This window comes from Ferruginibacter paludis (genome assembly GCF_030409685.1).
In the GTDB taxonomy this organism is placed as follows: domain Bacteria; phylum Bacteroidota; class Bacteroidia; order Chitinophagales; family Chitinophagaceae; genus Ferruginibacter; species Ferruginibacter paludis.
In genome coordinates, this window is record NZ_JAUFQJ010000006.1 from 643,609 (window position 1) to 664,496 (window position 20,888).

A 20,888-nucleotide genomic window follows, 5' to 3' on the forward strand; every position below is an offset into this window, starting at 1 on the left:
ATTTTTCAATTAAAAATCACCTCCCCATTTTTGCCAGTGAATATTTTTTGCATCAAACTTATCCAGTGCTTTTTCATCTCCCGTAGGGTGACCAACCGGGATTAGATTCAACGGAATTACATGCTGAGGAATATCCAATTCCTTTCTCACAAAATCCATCAGTTCTTTATTGGGATAAACCGCCGTCCACACGGCGCCTAAACCCAATGCTTCCGCAGCCAATAAAATATTTTCACTGGCGCAGGTACAATCGAGTATCGCAAATTCTTCGCTACTTCCTGCCGCTTCGTTTGCAACTGCGCATACCACAATACCTGTTCCCGCCTTGACTAGCATCTTTGCAAATGGCAAACCGCCAGCTAATTATTCTAACTTTTTTATATCCGTTACCACTATAAATTTCCAGGGCATCATATGAACCGCAGAAGGAGCCGCCATTGCCGCCCGAAGCAATTTATCTATTGCTTCTTTACCCGCCGGCTCACCTGTATAACTGCGCACACTTTTCCTTTCCTGAATGATGGTCAGCGCATCTTTATCTGTTAGTGTTTCCATCTAATTCGCTTTGAAATAGTAATCAATATTTTTCAAACCATGCCCGCATCCGGCCAAATGTTGATTGAATAGCAATGCGTGCATCATAAAACCACTTCCGGAGTGCGTACTATTCAAAGTTATTATTCTGTATTACCGATAGCTATGACAACAGTTAGCCATAATCCTGATGATAATCAAATACGGCTTTCTGCAGAACGATGAGGTCCGTCATTATGGGCTTTGACAGAGGTCATTTTTTTTGAAACGTTTGAAATATAATTTGCAGCTATAAAAGGCACTCATTGCGGACCGGGGGAATCAAATACAATACAGAAAGATGTAGTAAAGAATCTTAAAAAAAAATGACATGAAATACTTAAAAAAATTGACTCTTGTTGCCATGTCAGCCATTTTATCAGGTGGTTGCAGTACGCCTTCTTATATAGCTGCCGGCGTACAATATTCTAATCCATCATGGGCTCCGCCTTATTCTGAAGGAGTACGATACTATTACCTGCCGGATATTGAAGTGTACTACGATTTATCTGACCCGGAATTTATATACCTTGATAATGGTCAATGGTCATTTTCGCCGTTATTGCCTCCCATTTATGCCGGATATGATTTATTCAACAGTTTTGTCATTTCCCTTCAATGGAATGTTTACCAGCCGTGGATGCATCATCAATATTATGTAGCTCATTATCCACGGTACTATTATCATAACATCTACCCTAACAATTTTTCCACCATGCGGGGATTTAACGAGAACGACCGACATCCCGTTTACCGGAGACCGGAAGATAGAGACAAAATGAATGACCTGCGAAAAATTGAAATACCCCGAAGAAATGCACCAGTTCCCAGGCAACCGCAGGCACCCCATTATTACGGAAAGGACATCGGGCGGCCCGTAAAGGTTAGACCGCAAATGAAAGAGAATAAACAGGAAAGAAAAAAAATTGTGCGCCCCCAATGATAACCTGTAAAGATGTGTCTGTTGATGATGGTTTTGAAGTGTATTAATGCGACACCTATTGTGTTGTGTTAATCCAGCATTTAAGGCAGATTTATTTATTCAATACATACTTTGCATGCTTTGCTGCCTGATCTTATCCCCTGGTACATTACCTGCTTATCTTTTGAATTGTAACGAAAAATAGTAATGCCTTTTGCTTTCTGCACCCAGGCTGTTTTATAAACATCGGCTACCTCTTTTATTGTCGCCGTTTCTGCAAGGTTGATGGTTTTAGATACGGCATTATCTGTAAATTTCTGAAATGCAAGCTGGTGTTTCAAATGCCACTCCGGCGATATTTCCAATGCTGTTTTGAATATATTTTTTACACCTGCCGGTAATGCTTCTATTCTTCCTGCAACACCCTGCTTTTTCACTTCATCAATTATTTCCTTTGAATGCAGATGGTGTTTTTTTAAATAAGTTATAAACAATTGATTCAATGAAAAAAGGCTTTCTTCATTTAGTACGTGCTGACGCCGAAAAGCCAGTGCAAACAACGGTTCAATGGATGAACAAGTGCCTGCAATAATTGAGATGGTTCCGGTTGGGGCAATGCTGGTGCGTGTTGCATTGCGTATTGGTGTTACAGGATAATAAATACTTTTTTCCCAATTAGGAAAAACACCCCGCTCATCAGCCAGCGCAACGGAAGCCTCCATGCTTTTTTCCTGCACAAAATGCATCAGTTGTTCTGCAAGGCGCACAGCCTGCTCAGAATCATAGGATATCTCCAGTAAAATCAATAGTTCAGCCCATCCCATCACGCCCAAGCCAATTTTTCTGTTGCCCAATGCCAGTGCTTTTATTTCAGGAATAATATAGTTGTTGACTTCAACAACATTGTCCAGAAAACGAACAGCAATTTTCACCACTTCCTCCAGCCCCTTCCAGTCAAGTTCGCTGCATCCTTTGTTGATTTTTACAAATTTTGAAAGATTAACAGAACCAAGATTACAGGGTTCATAAGGCAACAGCGGCACTTCGCCGCAGGGATTGGTGGATTCTATTTTTCCCAATGCCGGCGTAGGATTGGCGCTATTGATGGTATCGAGAAAAACCAAACCCGGATCGCCTGTTTGCCACGCATTTGCCACAATATTTCTCCATAGTTTTTTTGCACTAATTCTTCTTACAACTTGCTTTGTATTAGGATGCACCAGGGACCATTCTTTATTTAGTTCCACAGCATTCATGTATGCATCGCTGACGCCAACTGAAATATTAAAATTGGACAGGTTATTTGTTTCTTTTTTTGATTCAATGAATGCTTCAATGTCAGGATGATCGATATTTAGTATGCCCATGTTAGCGCCCCTTCGCTTTCCCCCATGCCGGATATTTTCTGTGGCTGCATTAAATACTTTCATGAAAGATACCGGGCCTGAAGCAGTTCCCTGTGTTATTGTCAAAGGATCATCTTTGGGCCGCAGGTGTGAAAAATTAAATCCGGTTCCGCCACCACTTTGCTGAATGATGGCAGCATGTTTCAGGCTGGTAAATATCTGGTCAAGACTATCTTCAACAGGTAATACAAAGCAGGCGCTGAGCTGATTCAATGGCGTGCCTGCATTCATCAGTGTGGGTGAATTAGGGAGAAACAACAGGTTTGCTATTATTTTAAAAAAATCATTTTCCCATCGGGCGGCATCCTGGTTCGTACCCCATTTTAATTCTGCCGATGCCGCTGCTTTTGCAACTCTTCTGAATAATTGTTCCGGAGTTTCCTCCAGTCCATGTTGGTGTAACAGGTACCGGCTTTGTAACACCTTCAGTGCATTACCGGAAAGTTTCAACGACTTAGTAGTGTTCATAATCTAAAGCGAACAGTAAGGTAAACATCAGCCGGCAGCGGTAAACTGACGCATATCAGCATTTACTTTGATACTCCTCATTTGACGGCACAGGCAGGTTATATTGTTTTGACTATGCAACAAACCCTCATGGGCTTCGGTGGAAGCATTTAAGAAAAAGAAAGCTGACAATCAAATAAAAAAGCAACCTGTTGATCCTCCCAATATTTATTAAAAAAGAAACAACAATCAAAGTAAATGGTGACGCCCGTCATTGGTAACAACAATATCCGCGAAGTATCTTTACACAAGTTCAATCCGGGTTAGGTCGGTTAAGAAGGAGGACAGATATACCTGTTTAAACGACAGTAAACTGTGCGACTGAAAGACAGAATAAAAACTGTTACTTAACAAGGACGATGGCCGCATTGGATAGACTGCTGCAGAATAAAAGTTGTAAAAGACTATACCCTGCACCGGTTGCTTGCAAGGCAGGTTTTAGCGAGCTTGCCTTGTTTTTTTATGATACGCTTATCTGTACGTCCAATGAATTTCCCCTCCTGTAAAAAGAAATCTCCTCTGAATATGTCCTGTATAAAACCAATATTAAATATTACTTAATCTGTTGCACCATTTGGCTTACCGTCTATTTCAGTACACTTGTTTTATAAAGAATCAACATCATGACAAAAGAAGAATTGAAAGATCTTACAATCAGTTTCTATTCCACATACAACCAGGAAATTGAACAAACAAAAACATTGCTTGAAATAAGACTTGCCCAACTAAGCCTCGCCTATACTTCAGCTCATGGCCTCCCAAAGGAGGCATTGATTGTGAAGGCCAGAATAAAACCACTTGATAGTTTTTTAAAAAAGTTAGAAAAAAAAGGCTGGCCCGTATTCAATCACCCTGCAGAAGTAATCAATGATTTTATTGGCGCCAGAATTATATGCTGGTTTCTGGATGATTGTACCGGCATTTTAAAATCAATTATGCAAAGCACGGAAATTGAAATAATAAGCAGTTCAATTGAAAATTATATTTTAAATCCCAAGTCGTCGGGCTACCGTGCATTACATGTGCTGGCTAACGTCAATTATAACGGTGCAATGCCAAAAGAATCAATGACAAATAAAATAATTTGCGAAATTCAGATAAGAACAAGGCTCCAGGATGCATGGGGTGATATTACCCACGACTTGTACTACCGGGCCAAGCATGCCAAACAAGCGGACAGGATGTACTACAGCTTTTTAAATGCCATTTCAAAAAGACTTTTACAGGAAGACAATGAGCTGCTTCAGCTTAGAAATGTATATACATTACCAGGTAAGAGTTAGTACAAATGAATCAGCATTCACCAATCCGATCAATCAATGATCATGACTATTATTATCTCTTACCAAGAATTTTCAGGAATGCTGTTTCTGAAATAATTTTTACTGATCCAATATTTTTTGCTTTTTCTAATTTGCTGCCTGCATCTATTCCTGCTACCAGGTAATGCAGGTTAGTGCTCGCGGCACTGAGAATCTGCCCGCCCTTTTCTTCTACCATCGCTTCCGCCTCATCTTTTTCTAAAGTGGCAAGCGTACCGGTAAATACGAATGCAGGCCTCGCAAAACTTCCTCCTGTTGGCTGATCTTCTTTGTCATTCCTCATTTTCACTGCCAGTTGTTCCCGTTGCTGAATCATCTTAATGTTATCCCTGTTCATTCGGTCAACGGCAAATATATTAACCGGGTACTCCGGCAGCCGTGGCATAACCAGAGAACATAGAAACCAACGGTATAAAAACAACAAGGTTATGTGTAAACAAACAGCATATAAAGCTATAGCAGCTGGCATACAACGTACCGGCATGCCGTACAATTCAACAGTCGACTTGTTTTAAACCCCTGCACTCATTCAATAAAGCATCTCTTGTATAAGCAATTGCAAAATATCAAAAAAGATGAAGCAGTTACTTCATCTTTTGCCAGTTACATCATTTTTGAAATCAGCTATTCACTTAATAACGCTTCACAATCCTGAATAAAAAACGGTCCGGCGTGCCAATCACGCCACCTGCCTCCCTCCTCTTTTTCAATGCGTCTGATTTATAATAGGCAAATGCTTTTGCTGTATCACTTATAGCCGCTACAAGGGATACTTTTTTAGTATCGTCTGCATCATGGCTAATGATCCTGTCTGTAATTGCATTATCCATTCGTTCCTGCCTGCCAGTTTCAAATTCCTTTTGCCAGGCATTAAAATCTTTTACTGAAAAAGTGGCGATAGAGCGAATGACAGAACTTATGCTTGCAGTATCCTGCCAGGTAGCGGTAACAATAGACATAATCGGCGTACCGTTAACACCGCCTTTCTGCATAGCTGTCTTAAGCCCGGGGGCTTTGATAAATGCCTTTGCTTTCACGATGTCATCTGCCTTTAGCGCTACCAACACCATGTTAGTATCCGGAAAACTGCGGCCGATTACATATTTGTGTAAACCATTTGCTGTACGGGCTGAATCGTCTGCTTCAAATATTCCCAGCCATTTTGCGAAATTCTGCACCTTATGTCTCACTACCAGCATATTTTGCGGTATGGTAATAATGCTGTTTGCTGGTGTTGCTGTAGCAGGAGTGGTTGCAGTAGCAGCGATTGCAGCGCTGGTTGTGTCAGCGCCGGTTTTTTCTTTACTTCCACCACCATGGCAGGAAATTAGCAAATACACTAAGGCTGTACCAAACAGCATGGTAATAAATTTCGATTGTTTCATACATTTTATTTTAGAGATGAATAGATGCACAGGAAAGCGTGGAAGAAAATGGCAGGCGACAACGTTTTTAAATGCTTACATAAAGAATCGCTGGCGGGAAGCCATCATGTAAATATCTGCACCGAATTGACATGATGGCTTATCAGTAGTCTACAAAAATTCTCCTTTATCATTATGCTTACCCGTATTCCCTTACTACCATTCTCTAATAAAAGTTTGTACACTTTCCTGGCATCCTCCGTGTCTGAATAATGTACCAGATAAACATCCTTTGCAACCACCCACTTCGGAAATCTGCTATCTAACGCTTTTTTCACAGCCGGAGGTAACGCAACATTTTTAAATTTTTCCGCTGTACGTAAAAGCTCTCCACTGGGATCATAAACAGCCAATACTTCCCCGTCGGGAATAAAAAAAGAAATGAAATAATTTTCCTACTCATCTTCATAGAATTCGGAATTTTTTACATCGAATGTCGCCGCCCTTCGTTGCAACAGGTTTACAGGCTGGACCGCGTTGGTATCCCCAACTGCCTAAATATACTTATAATTTAATGCAACAACCCTAACCTCCGGTAATAAATCCTGAGCAAAGCACTTGCCACCGAATACAGCAATAGATATAAAAATACCCAACTTCATTACCTGTTTTATGTTTTTTATTTTTGGATTATTTGAAATTTTTCACTCTTTTAAACGCTACATTTAAGAACAAAAATATACTGATACCGGGCGCAGTAAAATGACAGCGGTCAGCGGATAAATTGATTGTAATTATATATTCTCCCGGAATAACAAACCTGGAATACGCACACCAGTTTCAGCATTCCCTGGAGTTGCTTTTTCTTCGCAGCATGTAAAACCTGCCAATTGTATTGCTGGCCAGTAATTTCGAAAAAGGAACAGCCGCTTTCCAAAAAACCGTTTAATAACTGCATATAGAATGAGCGGTAAATTACAACAGACGGGCTTTTCGCCTGAACCTCTTCGAGGTAGCTGTTTAATAATCTCAGCGCCTCTGTTTTTGGTTTCGCAAATCCACGTCCGTTATTCCAGCCGTTAGGTTCTACACGCCTTTTTATTGATAATTCCACCCTGTTTTTATTCATGGTTATCCTTGCATATACAGAAACTTTACCATCATTTTGTTTGTCCTGGCGGATGGCGAATGAACACCAAATGTGTTTGTATTTTTCAGGTGAGATCTTTTTAATATTTTTACTGTGACCTCACCTAAAGCTTATCTGTCTACACAAGAAAATGAGGCCAAAATGCAGCAAAACATACCAAATTAGATTTTAGTAAAAGAGTGGTATTGAATCACGTGTGGAGTTTGCGATACCTCTAGATAGGTCACCGCTCGCGTCACCTTCCAGTTCTCATGCCAGATAGTCGCTGAATAAGCGGTAAAAGTGAAATCAATTCATTTTCTGACTGGTGCTGCGGAACAAAACAACTTTAACCGTTACCGGATGATCCGGATGAAAGAGACGCCAAAAACAATCAAAGTTCATTTTGTAAAAAATGACATTGATCCAACAGGTTTGGGCGAACCGCCGTTTCCGCCGGTGTTTGGTGCAGTGGCAAACGCGCTGCATAAAAAAATGGGAAAACGGTTTTATAACCAACCTTTTTCAAAAGATTTTACCAAGAAAGTATGAGTTTGATGTAGTGGATTTATTTGGAAGCGAAATGTTATCGGGGTCTTGGTGCTTAATGCCTTTTTATCTTTAGCAAAACGGAATATGTAATTGTCAGAGAAATTTACTTCGTATATATAATGATTTTGGAACTACAAACTTTCTTCTTTCAATGCATTAGTCAAGGTCTAAAATTCCGTTATTGTAGCCACCTCCTAATTCGGAAATATCCGTAGGAAATTAATTTCCCTCCAATTACCAAGTATTTCCTCTCCGGTATGATTTGGCAACTGTTGTCTAAATAGACTATAAATAAGCGTAAACTGTTTTAGTACTTTACTTTTAATTTTTTTACATTTACAGCAAGTAGTTACTACAAAAATTCTACATATGGTAAAGACTTATATCCTCCTGGCTTTCGTTTGTATGGGCATTGTCGCTACCAGATGCAACTCCAGTAATGATAGTAATAAAAAGTACCAAAACCTGAAATTTGAATCCGTAAATGACAGCCTATATCAATCGGATGAAAATTATAAACAGGGTTTGGCTACATGGAAGCAGTATTATGAACATTGCATGAACCAGCCCTTGTTTGCCGATGCATTTTATTTACAACTACAGGACAAAATCAATATTGGAAGTATCAACAACGCACATGCAACCGACATTACCAAAGGACTGAAAATTTTAGATACCGCCAAAAATAAAAATCTTTTTCACCTGCTGGCGATTATGAATTCAGCCAATTGCAGTGATACCTTGCCGTTAAGCAATCACTTAAGAAAAGATTTTTATACCGAGATAACAAAGTTGTTAAGCGTGTCAACCGAGTATAAAAACCTGCCGGCAAATTTTGACAGTACACAAATGAGTATAAGAGTTGGTACGTTGTATTATGATGCCCTTAGGCCTGATACACTGATCAGCACCCTTAACAGAACTACTGATTCATCCTTGCTTCGTTATAAAGAATTGTTGCTGCGGCCAGAAAATGCATTGCTCGCACAAACAGTATATATGATCGGCTTTAGTGCTGAATTGCCATTAAAAATTAAACCCGGCATTGAGCAGGAAGCCGCATTAAAAAAAGGCGTTTCTTTCAGCCTGAACACTTCAAATGATAAGATTAATATGGTGCTGCTTTCCAACAACCATGTTCGCCTGCAGGTAAATAAACGCTACACTGTACTCGGTAAATTTTTAAAACTGAAAGTGAATTAATGCTCCAGTACGCTCGCATGCATGGCCAGTATTTTCCAGGGCTGTTTACTGTTTGGCGTGGTAAACACTTCTCCATAAGAAAGATGAAGCAACTTATTGTTTCCGGAAACAGTCACGGTGAACTTTCCTTTTTCCTCAACAATAGCTGTATTGTTTACAACGGTAGCGGTATTCTCTTCCAGGTCAATGCTATTGTGCACAAAGCTTCAGCTTCTTCTTTCGATTGTGCAAATAGTTGTGCAGTCAGCACATGGCAACAAGTGTAAAAATAATCTCATGATTAAGTGGTTGTTGGCTTTCTATTGATCTGTTGTTGTTGACATTTTAAAAATCTTCTTTCTTTTTTAAAGAAAACACAGGGTTTAGTGCTGAAAGTTCCAGCGATTTCACCATGTCTTTTGTTGCCGATTTGTATTGCTTAAAATGAGGCGTCTCCCGATGTGCCAGGTAAGCGTTGCTGTCTGCATACACCTCCAGTATGGTTAGTTTGGCGGGGGCGGTCTTATCCTCATAAACAGTATAACTCAATACGCCGGGCTCAATACGTACCGCAGCTTCCATTTGCGTTTTCAATAATTTCCGGTAGGCTTCTGTTTGTGAAGAGTCGATGGTGATTCTTGCCATCCGGATTACTTTTTTATCCTGCGCCAAAACGCTGTAGTTGATCGCCAGCAACATGGCTACGAAAATTATTTTTTTCATGATGATATTTTTAATTGGTGGTTGCAGCACTTGAGTTAAACAAACAATACCATTAAACAAACGCCCGGTGATTAATTGTGATATTGCTCATCCGTTACCCGTTCCATCCAATTCACCAATCCTTTGTCGGTATTGATATTAATGGCCACATGAACCATCGGTGCATCCGGTGAAGCCCCGTGCCAGTGTTTGATGCCGGGCAGCACATTGATTACACCACCTGCAGCAATTTTCTGTATAGGCTTCCCTTCTTCCTGGTAATAACAGGTGCCTTCCTTTACCAACAATATCTGGTTGGATGGATGTGTGTGCCAGTTATTCCTGCAGCCAGCTTCGAAGGCTACATCGCTTACATTGCAATTGGTAACTGTGTCGGCCACTACCAATGCTTTTATAAAAGCTTTTCCTGTAAAATAATCCGCCGGCGCAGGTTTAAAGCTTTCTTTTTCTACATTGTTCATGATGATTTTTTATATGGTTAATTAATTTGGTTTACTGATGCTTAAATTTTCTTTTTTATACAACTCAGGGCTTTCAATGATGGTTGCAATAAAAGCCGCAATGCTCTTTCTTGAAATGGCGGAGCCTTTTTCGGGTTCTCCTTTTTTTGTGAGTGCATAATCTATTTCATTGGTATTGGTAAACCAGTCGGGCCGTAAGATAGTATATTCCAAACCCGACGCTTCAATCACATCAGCCAGTTTTCTGTATGGCATTAACACGGGCTTTAATGGCGTTTGATAGATGCCAATTGAACTGATCGCAATAATTCTTTTTACTCCTGTCTCCTGCATGGCTTTTACAATGTTGTTTGCCATGGCTTCTAAATTGCCCGCAAGATTTACATACACGATATCCTGTCCTGTGATTGCTTTTTTTACATCGGCGTAATTCATGGCATCGCCTTCCATAACAGCGCATCCTTCGCCGCTGGTTTTGGACAGCCTGTTTTTATTTCTTGCGAATAATGTAAGCTCTATATTTTTCAATTCTTTTATTGCTTCAATTACATATTCAGCAAGGCTTCCCGTTGCACCGATGATCAATACTTTCTTCATTTGAATTAACTTTTTACGCATCATTCTGACCTTGGGGCAAGGTCGCCATACCAATAAGCAGACGTAACACCGCCATCCATTAAAAAGTCGCTGCCGGTAATAAAGGCACCATCTGCTCCCATCAATAAAGCGCCCACCGTGCCAACTTCGTCGGGAGTACCCGCCCTGCCAGCTGCAGATTTATTGATCATATTCCTGTATCCCACTCCCCTTGGCCCGCTCAGTTCATCATTGGCAAATGGTGTCATGATGATACCAGGACTAATGGTATTGATCCTTGCACCTCGCTTACCCCACCGCACTGCCTCCGCTTTTACCCGCAATGAATTGCCTCTTTTTGATAATTGATATGCGAACAGCGAATTGTCCACTGCATCAGATTGTAAAAAAGGAAGTGATAATAATTCTTCTGTTGGCGCTGTGGCCAATCCTTTATCCTGTTCTTCTGTTAATGATGGTAAGCGATGTCCGGATTGAGAAGCGATCACCACTCCTGCGCCACCGCTTGCTATAACATTGCCAAATTCTTCCAGCACCAATGCGGTACCATACAGATCCACCTTAAATATCGTGGATGGTGATGCCTGCGAAGGTGAAACACCTGCCGCGTGAATAAGCCCCATAACGTCTCCAATTGCCGTAGCTGTTTCAGCCAGGGCATGCACAGATGCCCGTGATGCAACATCCACAACGGCGGTGCTTACTTCAAAGCCTGCATCCAGCAATGTTTTGGCTGCTACGTCGGCATTTTCCTGCCGCAGATCTGCAAGCAATACATGTTTGCCTGCACTTACTCTTCGTGCAATGGCCTGGCCAATGGAGCCTGCGCCTATTACTACGATAACTGATTTACTTTTCATAATAATGTATACTGGATTATTTGCCTACCATCTTTTGCAATTGTGCTGGATAGCGCTCGCCCTGTACGGGGATGGCTGCAAAAGAGGCATCGATGTTTTTAATTTCTGCTGCGGTCAGCACCACATTTGCTCCGCCAATATTTTCTATCAACCTGTGTTGCTTTGTAGTGCCGGGTATTGGAGCGATCCATGGTTTTTGCGCCAGCAACCATACCAGTGCAATCTGTGCCGGCGTCGCACTTTTCTCCTTCGCAATTTCACTCATCAGGTCAACCAGTTGCTGGTTCGCCTTCCTGTTTTCTTCGCTAAAGCGGGGCACTACATTTCTGAAATCAGTTTTATCAAACTGCGTTGTTTCGTTGATGGCGCCCGTTAAAAAACCTTTTCCCAGTGGACTGAAAGGAACAAAGCCAATACCCAGTTCTTCCAGGGTTGGCAATATTTCTTTTTCAGGTTCCCGCCACCACAAAGAGTATTCGCTTTGCAAAGCGGTTACAGGCTGCACGGCATGCGCTTTACGTATGCTCTCCACACCTGCTTCACTCATCCCAAAGTGTTTTACTTTTCCTTCGCCGATCAGGTCTTTCACGGTACCTGCCACGTCTTCAATGGGCACATTGGGGTCAACACGATGCTGGTACAACAGGTCAATCACATCTGTTTGCAGGTACTTTAAAGAATTCTCCACCACTGTTCTGATTCTTTCAGGCCTGCTATCCAGGCCTTCTGTTGGAACTCCGTTTTTAAAACCAAATTTTGTGGCAATCACTATTTTTTCGCGGAAGGGCTTTACTGCTTTGCCTAACAAGGTTTCATTGCCGCCCTGCGTGTACGCCTCTGCGGTGTCAAAAAATGTAACGCCAAGATCAAATGCTTTTTGGATCAAAGCGATAGCGTCCGCTTCATTGGTGGCCGGGCCATAACCAAACGTTAAACCCATACAACCCAAACCAAGTTCAGACACTTCTAAACCGCTGCTTCCTAAAATTCTTTTTTTCATGATGACTACTTTTATTGTAATGAAATATTTTTTCTTTTTTGGATGGTGCAAAGATCAAGCTGCAAAATTAAGATGTTGGTATACAGATTACTGCTTTTTATACCATTATTACTGATCCCGGTTCATAGATTGACGCCGTGTACCGGAATGTGTAAATTTGTGTGAGAAAAAGAATTATCATGGACAAAATAATAAAACTGGATAGTGTAGCGGCTTATAATACAATGCGAGGTGTGAGTACATTGCATCCGCTGGTTACTGTACTGGATCTGTCTAAAGCAGCGCCCATGCCTGCACGGACTTTTAACTTTGGATTGTATGCAGTATACCTGAAAGAATTGAACTACGGGGAAATAAAGTATGGCAGGGGTCATTACGATTACCAGGAAGGGACACTGGTGTTCATTGCGCCAGGCCAGGTGATGGCAGTGGAAAAAGGCGTAAAGACCTTTGCCCCAAAAGGATGGGCTTTGTTGTTTCATCCCGATTTGATTAAAGGAACTTCTTTGGGAAAGCATATCCACGACTATTCATTCTTTTCTTATGACGTAAATGAAGCCTTGCATTTATCAGATAAAGAACGACAGATAGTGCTGGACTGTTTTGCAAAAATTGAATACGAATTACAATATGCCATAGATAAGCACAGCAAGACGTTGATTGCCTCCAACATAGAATTATTTCTGAAGTATTGTATCCGCTTTTACGACCGCCAGTTTATTACAAGGGACAATGCCAACAAAGGCGTGTTAGAAAAGTTTGAAGATGTATTGAACGGCTATTTTTCTTCAGACAAGCCTGCTAACATCGGCCTGCCATCTGTTGCCTGGTGTGCGGATGCATTGAATTTATCGCCTAATTATTTTGGTGACCTGGTAAAAAAAGAGACCGGAAAATCTGCACAGGAATACATACAAGCTAAAATAATTGATGTTGCTAAGGAACGCATATTTGATATTGACAAATCAGTAAGCCAGGTAGCTTATGAATTGGGTTTTAAATATCCGCAGCATTTTACCAGGCTGTTTAAACAAAAGGTGGGCGTATCGCCGAATGAGTACCGGATGCTAAACTAACGTAAGCTCAATTAGTTTATTGCTGCGGATCTTCAATTTACCAGCAACCCTTTCATTTTAGAATAGATCAATTTTGCTGCATAGCCCGGATTTAACCGGGATAACAAATCCATCATCCGGGCATCTTTGCCAACTAAAATATGATAGCGGTTCTCTTCCATGCCATCGATAATTAGCTGAGCTGCTTTTGAAGCAGATAGCATGGTAAATGAATTGTTCTCTTTGGATGCAGCCATGGAAGGGTTTCCTAAACCCGAGTTGGCAGTAATATTAGTGCTGACTGCTCCGGGAAAAACTACACTTACACGGACAGTTGTATCCATCAACTCGGAGCGTAAGCCCTCTGTCATCAATTTAACTGCAGCCTTGGTGGCGCCATACATGGTTTGGCCCGGTACCGGCAGAAAACCACCCATGCTGGAAACATTTACAATGTGTGCTTCAGGCCTTGTAAGCAAGTGTGGTAAAAAAGCTTTCGTCATATACAACGTACCGTAAAAGTTTACTTTAATAACACGTTCTATCTCCTCATAACCAAGTTCATTTAGTTTTACAAAAGGTTGAATGATGCCAGCATTGTTGATCAACCCATCAACATGCTTATGCACCGAAATTATTTTGTCAACACACTGCTCAACAGCTTCTTTATTGGTGATATCTAGTTCATAACATGCCAGCTTTTCTTTGTTGCTGCCGGCCAATGCTGAGGTTTCTTCAAGTGCGGTTTTATTGATGTCTAATGCTATCACTGTTGCACCTTTTGCAAGCAGGTTCAGCACCATTTCCCGGCCCATGCCACTGCCACCACCTGTTACTACGATTACTTTATTCTGAACTTTCATGATTTGTTGATTGATATTTTATTTCACCACTACCCTTACCCGACCAAGATTTTTTATGAGTGTGTACGATGTTTTTGTATCGCCCTGCCGTTGAGAAGCAATCAGCAGCGTTGGAAAATACGTTCCCGGCTTGCCGAAAGTGTGCGTGGTTTTTAATGCGAGGCAGGAAGCCGCTTTACCAACAGGAATTAATTTTTCCGCGGCCGTGAACACACCTGTATTTTCAAAATCCCAGGCTGCACTTACTACGCCGCCGGTGTTGGTTGGCAAATCAATTGTCGCAGTGAAATCAACCGGTTTATTCTTATCAGCTACGATACTTTCCTTACCATTCGCTTTTACCATCACCGTTGCCTGGATCCCTTTTCGTTCCGCAGCAGTTGTTGGCAGCACAATCTGTCCGTCAACAACTTTATAGTTGGTGTTTGCAGGGGGAGCAATGCCTTTTTCCACCCATGCGCTCAAATCAAGCAGCGCCTGCTGCAGCACACCGAGGTAACTTACCAGGTGGCCCGGATCTCCGGGAACTACATAATCTCCATGATTGGCATGGTCGGTGAACCATATCCTGAAATGATCATCTATACTGTCTCCAAAATTCTCTTTCACTTTGGTGCGATACCAGTCCTGCTGCCAGGGAAAGGCTTCGCTGTCCCACAACGATCCAAGCAAAATCACCTTGCCTTTAAACTTGCCGGATGGCAACACACCAGATGCTGCTTTGGTAAATAATGGCCCTAATAACATGGGGCGCTGCGGATAAATGGGTTTGCCGGTTGAATCACGAAACTGATCCCATGAATGATATTCTTTTCCTGGCACCTGGTGACGATGATAGGTTTGTGCCGCAAGAAAATCTGAATTATCGAGCATTACTTCATCACCCTGCTTTATTTGTGCCAGTACCTTTGCATCTGTAGTACCCAGTATTATTTTATCACCTGAAACGTGCGGCACGAATAATTTTTTGCCTGCAGCAGCACCACTTTTGATGATTAAATCACCACCAAGATAATTATCGTCCGGCAAGGTATTCTCCAATTGAAAAGCAACCGGCATGGCGCCTTCTGCCCCACCAATGCTCTTCCAGGCAGCATCGGCTGTACCTCTTGCCTGTCCTGCAGTTTCAGGAGCTGATAATCCAAACTTCGTTGCAAGTTCAGCAGTAATGATCGTCTTTATTTTACTGCTTTGCTGAATGCGTGCCTTGTGCACGGAGCTTGCAGCATCAGCACCAAGGTAACCTGGCACCGTCCAGAAATTGTTGAAATATGTTGCATCTGCCATAGCAACGCCGGGATATAAAACAGGAAAAGCATGTAAACCCATCGTTTGGTAAGCAAACCAGGCTTTGGGTGGAAAACCCATTTTAGTTACTTCCGTCAAGGCTTTTTTTTCTTCGTCATTAAGACTTGCGAACATATCACCGCCGCCCGGTTCGATCGCATCCACTATCTGAGGAAATTTATCGTGCAACACACGCATGGCATGTATGCGCACAGTAAACACATTTGGTATGGCCATCGGCGAACCTAATACATACGGTACCGCACCATCCCAAACACCGCCCGTATTTTCTATGCCGCCAATGGTACGGTAGGCACCACCACTACCACCGAATGCATATCCGTACGGGCGTTGTTGGGTACCATACATGTGCGCAGCAACAACCCGTGAGTATTGTGCACAGGCAGCATTGGCACGGTAAGCCCCGATCGTTGCATCAATGCCGGAACCGGGCATGCCCGCTCCAAATTTTCCACCACCATTCGTTTCAATAAAATAAGCGCCCTTGGTAACAGAAAAACCAATCTTGTCGCCTTCACCGGTGGCGCCTTGTGATAAATTTTCATTGTCCGGAACCGGTGTAATGTACTGGAAGAAATGGCCCTGGTATTTTTCCTTAGGAGGAAAGTAGAATGAGAACCGGGTATCTGTTCCCGTGAAACCGCCATGCACATAATGATGGCGCACCGGCTTATCCCGCCACTCGTCTATATCCACATAAGGTGCTTTGAACATCGTGTCCTGTGTGGCGATATGCTGCGCTGATACCCGGCCGGCACCTGCCATCACTAACAAGAGATAAAGCCCCAGGGTGCTGTAATATTTTTTCATATCAATTTAATGTAGAAGTCTAAAATTCAATGGTGGTGTTTTATTGTTACCTATTTACCTGGAGCTGGTTTGTCTTCCATTTGCTTCCACTTTCCCGTCTTCACATTGATTGTCCATGGCTTAGGTTCCGGTAGCCATAATTTGCCCTCTCCAATTTGTACCGGCATCCAGATGTATCGCGAATCCCACAAGGCAGTAGGTTTCCATCGGTCGCCCATAAAAATCACCGTGGTATCTTTTGTGCCTGCGACTTTTATAAACATGGTAGATTGTGAACTGTAAGTTCTGGTATCTGGTGGAGCTATATCAACAAACTCACTCCATGGACCAGCCAATGAAACAGCTGTAGCAACTTTATTAGCATTGGGCGACCAACCGGTTAATCTTGAACCGACCGCATAATACAATCCTTTATAATGAACAACTGCACCGCCTTCCAATGGTGATTGTATAAATGCGATTTCCTTTTCAACACTTAAATAATCATCTGATAATTTTGCTATGTAAAATCCTTTTACAGGACGGCATTCAAAAATTAAATAGGCGCTGCCATCATCATCAATAAACTGCCCGATATCCCGGCTTTCTTTTCCCAACGGCCGGAAGGTTTTTATAAGTTTGAATAGGCCTGTAGCTCTGTTACTTACAGCAACTCCCACACTTGCATAATCATATGCCCATGCAGATTTGGATACCCCTTTTACTGCGCCATCAAGGTGCATGTACATTACATATTGCTTTGTCGTGGCATTGTAAAAAACTTTGGGTCTTTCTAACACCCATTTATTATTTTCCAATACAGTGTCTGGCTTAGTCAATGCTATTACATCGCCTCTGAATTTCCAGTTCATCAAATCCATGGATGAATAACAACTTACATAACGGTAGTTGGTATCTAATCCTGGTCTGCGTTCTTCACCATACCAATAATAGGTTTTACCCAATCTAATAATGCCACCACCGTGTGCCTGGATATGATTGCCATCTTTATCGGGCCAGACCTCGCCGGGACGAATAACATTTTGTTTTTGGGCAAATGCAAACGACAGTAATAAGGTAAAGGATGCTGTAAGCAAGTGTTTTTTCATACAATTGTTTATTGAAAAATACAATTTCCAAATTTATTATTTCATTGTAATTTTTATCGAAGCTGCTGCTAAACCCTTTGCAGTTGCTTTAAGGATTATATTACCGGCAACACCTTTCGGCCTGATAATCACTAACCCTCTTCCCTGGTAAACTTTTTTATGGTTTTGCTGAAAGCTGGAGGCATCATCAAAACTTCCGTTGCCAACACCTGCAATGGTTGCGTTACCGGTAAGCTGGTAAGTAATTTCCATATCATCAATGTATGGCACCACGTTTCCTTTTTCATCAACAACAGTTGCACTTACATAAGCAAGATCATTGGTGTTTGCTTTAATTGTACTTCTGTCTGCGGTCAGCCTTACAGTAACCGGTTTGCCCACAGTTGCTAAAGTGCTTGATCCTGTTTCTTTATCACCATCAAAACTTTTGGCCACCAGTTTTCCGGGCTGGTACGCTATTTCAAAAGTGGCAGTAATGCTGGTGTCTGGCACAGCCTGCTCTGCAATGACCTTTCCGTTTAATTCCAGTTTTACGTGCTTACTTCTTGTATATACATGCACCAATATTTTCCTTCCTTCCTGCCCCGGCCATGTCCAGGATTTTAGTTCATCAGGAAATCCCCACGGCGCAATTACTTCCTGCATATCGTCAGCGATGGGACGACGCACCAACATTTCTACCGGGCTTTTTTTCCAGACAACATCCTGGTAGTATGCGGCCTGCTTTTTATTGCCAATCAAATCCAGGTCGCCACAGAACGCATTAAATACCGACCACTTTGGCATGTAGAAAAGCCCCATGCGGATTAGTCCGGTTGGCAGCTTTCTTGAAGCAGGAACCTGAACCGGTCTTCCGATGCCTGCTTCACCAATATAATCCATGGCTGTCCATTTAAAGCTTCCTAACATGTATGAATTTTTTATCGAGTACTCATAATTTTCCAGCGCACTTTGTGGAGTGTATTCTGTAACAATAAAAGTTTTTTTGGGATGCTTTGCATGCTCTGTTTCAAAGCGGTGAGCCGTAGCACTATCTCGAACAAAAAATTTAGACTGACTTTCCAAAAAGTAATTGTATCCATCCACATCAAGATTCAACAGGTAGGGTGCATAGTCTTCGAATGGCTTCTTTGTATAACCAGGCAAATAAACAATGCCTGCCGTTACGGCCCTTGTAGCATCCAATTTACGTACTTCATTTGACAACATTTTCGCCATGCGGTAACCTGCAGTATCAGGCGCTTCAAAAATTTCATTCCCGATGCTCCACATAATAACGGAAGGATGGTTGCGATCTCGCATTAACATTGCATCCAAATCTTTTTGCCACCATTCTTTAAAATACAAATGATAATCCTGTTGATTTTTGGAAAGCTCCCACATGTCAAATGCTTCATTCACCACCAGCATACCAAGCCGGTCGCAGGCATCCAGTAATTGTTGCGATGGTGGGTTGTGACTAAGACGAATGGCATTATACCCAACTTTTTTTAAGAGTTCGATCTTACGTTCTTCTGCACGGTCTATGGCAGCAGCCCCCAAAGGTCCATTGTCATGATGAATACACCCGCCTTTCAATATCACTCTTTTACCATTAAGCAAGAATCCTTTGTCAGCATCAAAGCGAATGCTTCTTATACCAACATTTGTTTCTACGCGGTCAATAGTTTTATTTCCCGATTTTATTTCTGTAACAACTTTATATAATTCAGGTGCATCAAGCGACCACAAAAGAGGATTGGAGACATTGATATTTTGCGAGTCTGTTTTCGACGCATTTTTTTCAAGTACCAATGCCTTTAGTGTTTGTGTAACTGCTTTACCAGAAGGAGAAAGAATGGTTGTGACAAGGTTGATGTTGCCTGCCTGATTTTGTTCGTTATTGACAGTGGATTTTATCTGTATGGTAGCACTATTTTTTGATAGCACGGGTGTTGTAATATACACGCCCCATACAACCACATGCAACGGCTCTGTAACGGTTAACCATACATGACGGTAAATGCCAGAGCCGCTGTACCAGCGGGAATTCTTTCCTTCATTTTGCACCTTAACTACCAGTACATTTTCCTGGCCGCTAGGATTCAAATAAGGAGTTAAATCATAATAAAAAGGCGTATATCCATAAGGATGATTGCCCAGCAGATGACCATTGAGCCAAACATCAGAATTCATGTACACGCCATCGAAATGAATAGTAACAAGTTTTTTCTCATCTGCTTTTGCCGTCGTAAATTTCTTCCTGTACCAGCCTGTTCCTCCTACGGTAAAACCGGTGGCTGATTGTCCAACACTTTTCCTATCGAATGGGCCATTAATGGTATCCAGTTTTTGATTGGGCAAATCTTCTATGCTCCAGTCGTGCGGAAGATTGACTGTTCTCCATTTTGAATCATCGTAATTCATCTCCTGCGCCCCGGTGATGCTGTCTTTTATAAAATGCCAACCGTCATCAAATGGCCTTGTGCGGCCATCTGCATTCCTTTGTGCATGTACAACGACCACACAAAACAGGAAATAAAAACCTGAAATTACCTTTTTCATAATTAATTTATTGATCACACCAATTGAATGATGGTTGTCGCAGAGATAGCATTGCTGATACTATTTTTAATAATGCTAATCAGGGAATAGTTGAAGAATGAAGGTGGCAAGAGTGCTACCCATTCAGTTATTTTGCATTTTTTATCCGGTCCGCTTCTGCATCAAACATACCCATCAGGCTGCCGGTTGTATGATCCTCGTCTTTTTTGTCCATCACAAGATTAACGTCATACCCCTGGGTGGTAAAATATACTGTCAGCTGTGTCTCTTTTAATTCTGCACTGGAGATCTTCGCCATTTCCTTACCTGTAGAATCCTGAACAACGCCGGTCATTAAACTATCTTTCTTTTCCAGAACAAGTATCATCTTGCTGTCTCCATTGGGTGTGCCTTTTACCAGCACATTCCAGCTACCACTAAAATAACCTGCACCTGTTTTTGCCTGGGCGTTTGCACCCATTGATAATAAAAGGAAAAAAGCGCCTGCGATAAATACATTGATTTTTTTCATTGTAATTTTTTTTTGTTGTTTGATTAAAAATTGATTGAACTAAAATGTAATTCACGAACTGATATCCTTCAGAAAATAATCAATCCGTAATTTTTACGGAATAAAAGTATA

20 protein-coding genes and 1 pseudogene are annotated in these 20,888 nt (G+C 41.7%); 5 read left to right on the forward strand and 16 right to left on the reverse strand.

Features of this window, described 5'->3' with window-relative positions:
- Positions 1–9: 9 nt before the first annotated feature.
- A pseudogene (locus tag QWZ08_RS13190) lies at positions 10–555 on the reverse strand (nitroreductase family protein).
- 349 nt (positions 556–904) lie between these two features.
- Between QWZ08_RS13190 and QWZ08_RS13195 the strand changes: the two are divergent.
- Complete coding sequence (locus QWZ08_RS13195) at positions 905–1,516, forward strand: hypothetical protein (protein ID WP_290337894.1); 612 nt, start codon at positions 905–907, stop codon at positions 1,514–1,516.
- A 95-nt stretch (positions 1,517–1,611) separates the two neighbouring features.
- On the opposite strand, the gene QWZ08_RS13200 is transcribed toward QWZ08_RS13195, so the two are convergent.
- Positions 1,612–3,369, reverse strand: coding sequence for an adenosylcobalamin-dependent ribonucleoside-diphosphate reductase (locus tag QWZ08_RS13200; RefSeq protein WP_290337895.1), 1,758 nt, complete (start codon positions 3,367–3,369; stop codon positions 1,612–1,614).
- Positions 3,370–4,031: 662 nt separating this feature from the next.
- On the opposite strand from QWZ08_RS13200, the gene QWZ08_RS13205 reads away from it, so the two are divergent.
- Positions 4,032–4,691: a GTP pyrophosphokinase gene (locus QWZ08_RS13205; RefSeq protein WP_290337896.1), complete on the forward strand. Its 660-nt coding sequence runs from the start codon at positions 4,032–4,034 to the stop codon at positions 4,689–4,691.
- Between the two features lie 52 nt (positions 4,692–4,743).
- Here the strand turns inward: QWZ08_RS13205 and QWZ08_RS13210 are convergent, their stop codons facing one another.
- From QWZ08_RS13210 to QWZ08_RS13220, 3 genes are all read right to left on the reverse strand, one after another.
- Positions 4,744–5,067 carry a BRCT domain-containing protein gene (locus QWZ08_RS13210; RefSeq protein WP_290337897.1) on the reverse strand — a complete coding sequence of 108 codons (324 nt, stop codon included), beginning with the start codon at positions 5,065–5,067 and terminating at the stop codon, positions 4,744–4,746.
- A 295-nt stretch (positions 5,068–5,362) separates the two neighbouring features.
- Positions 5,363–6,115 (reverse strand): hypothetical protein, encoded by a 753-nt coding sequence (locus QWZ08_RS13215; protein WP_290337898.1) that lies wholly within the window; start codon positions 6,113–6,115, stop codon positions 5,363–5,365.
- Positions 6,116–6,866: 751 nt separating this feature from the next.
- A complete protein-coding gene (locus tag QWZ08_RS13220; protein ID WP_353960488.1) occupies positions 6,867–7,328 on the reverse strand; it encodes an Arm DNA-binding domain-containing protein in 462 nt (153 codons plus the stop codon).
- Positions 7,329–7,526: 198 nt separating this feature from the next.
- Between QWZ08_RS13220 and QWZ08_RS13225 the strand changes: the two genes are divergently transcribed.
- Positions 7,527–7,775, forward strand: coding sequence for a hypothetical protein (locus tag QWZ08_RS13225; RefSeq protein ID WP_290337900.1), 249 nt, complete (start codon positions 7,527–7,529; stop codon positions 7,773–7,775).
- 369 nt (positions 7,776–8,144) lie between these two features.
- Entirely contained in the window at positions 8,145–8,978 is an 834-nt protein-coding gene (locus QWZ08_RS13230) for a hypothetical protein (RefSeq protein WP_290337901.1), read from the forward strand.
- Here the strand turns inward: QWZ08_RS13230 and QWZ08_RS13235 are convergent.
- The 6 genes from QWZ08_RS13235 to QWZ08_RS13260 all read right to left on the reverse strand — a co-directional run bounded on the left by QWZ08_RS13235 (position 8,975) and on the right by QWZ08_RS13260 (position 12,598).
- Positions 8,975–9,178, reverse strand: coding sequence for a hypothetical protein (locus tag QWZ08_RS13235; protein ID WP_290337902.1), 204 nt, complete (start codon positions 9,176–9,178; stop codon positions 8,975–8,977). The two genes, QWZ08_RS13230 and QWZ08_RS13235, sit on opposite strands and share 4 nt — an antisense overlap.
- A 124-nt stretch (positions 9,179–9,302) precedes the next feature.
- On the reverse strand, positions 9,303–9,680 hold the full coding sequence (locus QWZ08_RS13240; RefSeq protein ID WP_290337903.1) for a putative quinol monooxygenase: 378 nt from the start codon (positions 9,678–9,680) through the stop codon (positions 9,303–9,305).
- Between the two features lie 71 nt (positions 9,681–9,751).
- Positions 9,752–10,141, reverse strand: a complete 390-nt coding sequence (locus QWZ08_RS13245; protein ID WP_290337904.1) for a cupin domain-containing protein — start codon at positions 10,139–10,141, stop codon at positions 9,752–9,754.
- A 21-nt stretch (positions 10,142–10,162) separates the two neighbouring features.
- On the reverse strand, positions 10,163–10,738 hold the full coding sequence (locus QWZ08_RS13250) for an NAD(P)H-binding protein (RefSeq protein ID WP_290337905.1): 576 nt from the start codon (positions 10,736–10,738) through the stop codon (positions 10,163–10,165).
- A gap of 20 nt (positions 10,739–10,758) precedes the next feature.
- Positions 10,759–11,598 carry an SDR family oxidoreductase gene (locus QWZ08_RS13255; RefSeq protein WP_290337907.1) on the reverse strand — a complete coding sequence of 280 codons (840 nt, stop codon included), beginning with the start codon at positions 11,596–11,598 and terminating at the stop codon, positions 10,759–10,761.
- Between the two features lie 16 nt (positions 11,599–11,614).
- The gene (locus tag QWZ08_RS13260; protein WP_290337908.1) at positions 11,615–12,598 is read right to left on the reverse strand and encodes an aldo/keto reductase; all 984 of its coding nucleotides are present in this window, start codon (positions 12,596–12,598) and stop codon (positions 11,615–11,617) included.
- Positions 12,599–12,777: 179 nt separating this feature from the next.
- On the opposite strand from QWZ08_RS13260, the gene QWZ08_RS13265 reads away from it, so the two are divergent.
- Entirely contained in the window at positions 12,778–13,674 is an 897-nt protein-coding gene (locus tag QWZ08_RS13265; RefSeq protein WP_290337909.1) for a helix-turn-helix domain-containing protein, read from the forward strand.
- Positions 13,675–13,706: 32 nt separating this feature from the next.
- Here the strand turns inward: QWZ08_RS13265 and QWZ08_RS13270 are convergent, their stop codons facing one another.
- The 5 genes from QWZ08_RS13270 to QWZ08_RS13290 all read right to left on the reverse strand — a co-directional run bounded on the left by QWZ08_RS13270 (position 13,707) and on the right by QWZ08_RS13290 (position 20,777).
- Entirely contained in the window at positions 13,707–14,516 is an 810-nt protein-coding gene (locus QWZ08_RS13270; RefSeq protein ID WP_290337910.1) for an SDR family NAD(P)-dependent oxidoreductase, read from the reverse strand.
- A gap of 18 nt (positions 14,517–14,534) precedes the next feature.
- Positions 14,535–16,634: a PKD domain-containing protein gene (locus tag QWZ08_RS13275; RefSeq protein WP_290337911.1), complete on the reverse strand. Its 2,100-nt coding sequence runs from the start codon at positions 16,632–16,634 to the stop codon at positions 14,535–14,537.
- Positions 16,635–16,684: 50 nt separating this feature from the next.
- The gene (locus QWZ08_RS13280) at positions 16,685–17,722 is read right to left on the reverse strand and encodes a family 43 glycosylhydrolase (protein ID WP_290337912.1); all 1,038 of its coding nucleotides are present in this window, start codon (positions 17,720–17,722) and stop codon (positions 16,685–16,687) included.
- Positions 17,723–17,758: 36 nt separating this feature from the next.
- Positions 17,759–20,266: a glycoside hydrolase family 2 TIM barrel-domain containing protein gene (locus QWZ08_RS13285; protein WP_290337914.1), complete on the reverse strand. Its 2,508-nt coding sequence runs from the start codon at positions 20,264–20,266 to the stop codon at positions 17,759–17,761.
- Positions 20,267–20,393: 127 nt separating this feature from the next.
- A complete protein-coding gene (locus tag QWZ08_RS13290; RefSeq protein WP_290337915.1) occupies positions 20,394–20,777 on the reverse strand; it encodes a hypothetical protein in 384 nt (127 codons plus the stop codon).
- Positions 20,778–20,888 lie beyond the last annotated feature (111 nt).

Bases quoted from the DNA above. Each gene is read 5' to 3' on its own strand.
- QWZ08_RS13280 (WP_290337912.1), bottom strand. From the start codon at position 17,722: ATGAAAAAACACTTGCTTACAGCATCCTTTACCTTATTACTGTCGTTT.
- QWZ08_RS13285 (WP_290337914.1), bottom strand. From the start codon at position 20,266: ATGAAAAAGGTAATTTCAGGTTTTTATTTCCTGTTTTGTGTGGTCGTT.
- QWZ08_RS13260 (WP_290337908.1), bottom strand. From the start codon at position 12,598: ATGAAAAAAAGAATTTTAGGAAGCAGCGGTTTAGAAGTGTCTGAACTT.
- QWZ08_RS13275 (WP_290337911.1), bottom strand. From the start codon at position 16,634: ATGAAAAAATATTACAGCACCCTGGGGCTTTATCTCTTGTTAGTGATG.
- QWZ08_RS13195 (WP_290337894.1), top strand. From the start codon at position 905: ATGAAATACTTAAAAAAATTGACTCTTGTTGCCATGTCAGCCATTTTA.
- QWZ08_RS13205 (WP_290337896.1), top strand. From the start codon at position 4,032: ATGACAAAAGAAGAATTGAAAGATCTTACAATCAGTTTCTATTCCACA.
- QWZ08_RS13250 (WP_290337905.1), bottom strand. From the start codon at position 10,738: ATGAAGAAAGTATTGATCATCGGTGCAACGGGAAGCCTTGCTGAATAT.
- QWZ08_RS13215 (WP_290337898.1), bottom strand. From the start codon at position 6,115: ATGAAACAATCGAAATTTATTACCATGCTGTTTGGTACAGCCTTAGTG.
- QWZ08_RS13255 (WP_290337907.1), bottom strand. From the start codon at position 11,598: ATGAAAAGTAAATCAGTTATCGTAGTAATAGGCGCAGGCTCCATTGGC.
- QWZ08_RS13245 (WP_290337904.1), bottom strand. From the start codon at position 10,141: ATGAACAATGTAGAAAAAGAAAGCTTTAAACCTGCGCCGGCGGATTAT.
- QWZ08_RS13200 (WP_290337895.1), bottom strand. From the start codon at position 3,369: ATGAACACTACTAAGTCGTTGAAACTTTCCGGTAATGCACTGAAGGTG.
- QWZ08_RS13290 (WP_290337915.1), bottom strand. From the start codon at position 20,777: ATGAAAAAAATCAATGTATTTATCGCAGGCGCTTTTTTCCTTTTATTA.
- QWZ08_RS13230 (WP_290337901.1), top strand. From the start codon at position 8,145: ATGGTAAAGACTTATATCCTCCTGGCTTTCGTTTGTATGGGCATTGTC.
- QWZ08_RS13270 (WP_290337910.1), bottom strand. From the start codon at position 14,516: ATGAAAGTTCAGAATAAAGTAATCGTAGTAACAGGTGGTGGCAGTGGC.
- QWZ08_RS13265 (WP_290337909.1), top strand. From the start codon at position 12,778: ATGGACAAAATAATAAAACTGGATAGTGTAGCGGCTTATAATACAATG.
- QWZ08_RS13210 (WP_290337897.1), bottom strand. From the start codon at position 5,067: ATGAACAGGGATAACATTAAGATGATTCAGCAACGGGAACAACTGGCA.
- QWZ08_RS13240 (WP_290337903.1), bottom strand. From the start codon at position 9,680: ATGAAAAAAATAATTTTCGTAGCCATGTTGCTGGCGATCAACTACAGC.